Origin of the sequence: Bradyrhizobium sp. SRS-191, assembly GCF_024586915.1 — a bacterium.
GTDB lineage: Bacteria > Pseudomonadota > Alphaproteobacteria > Rhizobiales > Xanthobacteraceae > Bradyrhizobium.
Window position 1 is genome coordinate 1 of record NZ_JANBVS010000070.1, and the last position, 1,711, is coordinate 1,711.

2 protein-coding genes are annotated in these 1,711 nt (G+C 67.4%); one reads left to right on the forward strand and one right to left on the reverse strand.

All coding sequences use genetic code 11. The features are described 5' to 3' along the window. Positions 1–1,043, forward strand: a 1,043-nt coding sequence (locus tag NLR35_RS34020) for a hypothetical protein (protein ID WP_257170905.1), incomplete at its 5' end; no start/stop codon positions are given. Between the two features lie 153 nt (positions 1,044–1,196). Here NLR35_RS34020 and NLR35_RS34025 read toward each other — a convergent pair. Continuing rightward, on the reverse strand, positions 1,197–1,711 hold a 515-nt coding region (locus NLR35_RS34025; protein ID WP_257170906.1), incomplete at its 5' end, for an efflux RND transporter permease subunit.

Sequence of the window (1,711 nt, forward strand, 5' to 3'; positions counted from 1 at the left end):
TGGCGCTGCCGGTCATGGTCGCGTGGAGCGGCACCCTGATGGCCGCGGCCGATCGGGGCCGCGCGCCGTCCTTCATGATGCTGCCGCTGATAGCGCTGTGGGCCAACCTCCACGGCGGCTTCGTGCTCGGGCTTGCCCTGATCGGCGCGATCGGCCTGGAAGCGCTCTGGCGCGCCTCCGCGCCGCGCCGGCTGACGCTTGCGCTGCAATGGGGCGCGTTCGGGATCGCCGCGCTCGCGCTGAGCTGTTGCACGCCCTACGGGCTCAACACCCTGCTCGGCGCCGCCCGCATCCTCAGCCTCGGTAAATCGTTCTCGGTCATCGCCGAATGGCGTCCGGCAGATTTCAGCGCCTTCAGCCCGTTTGCCGGCGCGCTGCTCGGCCTGCTCGCTCTTGCGCTGACACGCGGCCTGACGCTGTCGCCGCCGCGCGTGCTGCTGATCCTCGGCACGACCTGGATGGCGCTGGCCCATATCCGCAGCATCGAGACATTCGGCGTGCTCGTCCCCCTGGTGCTGGCGCTGCCGCTGCGTGGCTGGATTGGGCCCGCGCCGGAGGCCTCACAGGGCTTGCGGGTGGCGCCCGGCGCTCCGGCTGCGCTGGCCGCAGCGGCGATCGTGCTCGCGACAATTGGCACTGCAGCGACCTTTGCCGCGCATCATTCCTTTCAATTCTCCACCGTGCAAACCCCGGTCGCGGCGGTCGACCTGCTGACCGAGCGCAAAGCCCAGCGCATCTTCAATTCCTACAGTTTCGGCGGCTATCTCATCGTTCGCGGCATCAGGCCGTTCGTCGACGGGCGCTCGGAGCTCTACGGCGAGACCTTCCTGATGGATTATTTCGCCGCCGAAGACGGACGCGACGTGCCCGGCCTGCTGCGCCTGCTCGACGACAATCGCATGGACGCGACCTTGCTGGGCGCGGGTTCGCCGGCGGCCCAGATCCTCGATCATCTCAAAGGCTGGAAGAGGATTTTCGCGGACGACATCGCGGTAATTCATGTGCGTGAGAGGACGGACGGGACCGCGCCCGCGGTGAAATGAAGGCACCCTCCTCCAACCGCACAACGAGCGGACCAACGGCCTCGACACGCCAAATTCGCACGAGAAAATCCAGGGCCTCTCCGCAGATGCGGCCCTGCATTGCTTCGTGACACGCGCGATGACGTCGTGAGGTAGCCCGCGGCGTCCGCGGCCTCAAGCCTCGTGCGGCTTCGCGTCCGTCTCTGCGTTCGCTTCTGGCGCCTTGATGCGGAACCAGGCGACGTAGAGGGCGGGCAGAAACAGCAAGGTGAGCACCGTTCCGACGATGATGCCGCCCATCATCGCATAGGCCATCGGACCCCAGAACACTTCGCGCGCGATCGGGATCAGGGCGAGCGACGCGGCTGCCGCAGTCAGCATGATCGGCCGCATGCGATGCTCGGTGGCTTCGGCAACAGCCTCCCAGGGCGGCCGCCCCTCCTCGCGCAGATGCTCGATCTGGACGATGAGGATGACGGAGTTGCGGATCAAGATGCCGATCAGGGCAAGCACGCCGAGGATGGCCACGAAGCCGAGCGGCGCGCCGCTGGGCAGCAGCGCCGCGACCACGCCGATCAGGGCCAGCGGCGCCACCGCGAACACCAGGAAGAGCCGATGGAAGCTCTGCAGTTGCAGCATCAGGATGGTGGCCATCGTGAACAGCATGATCGGCACGACGGCGACGATCG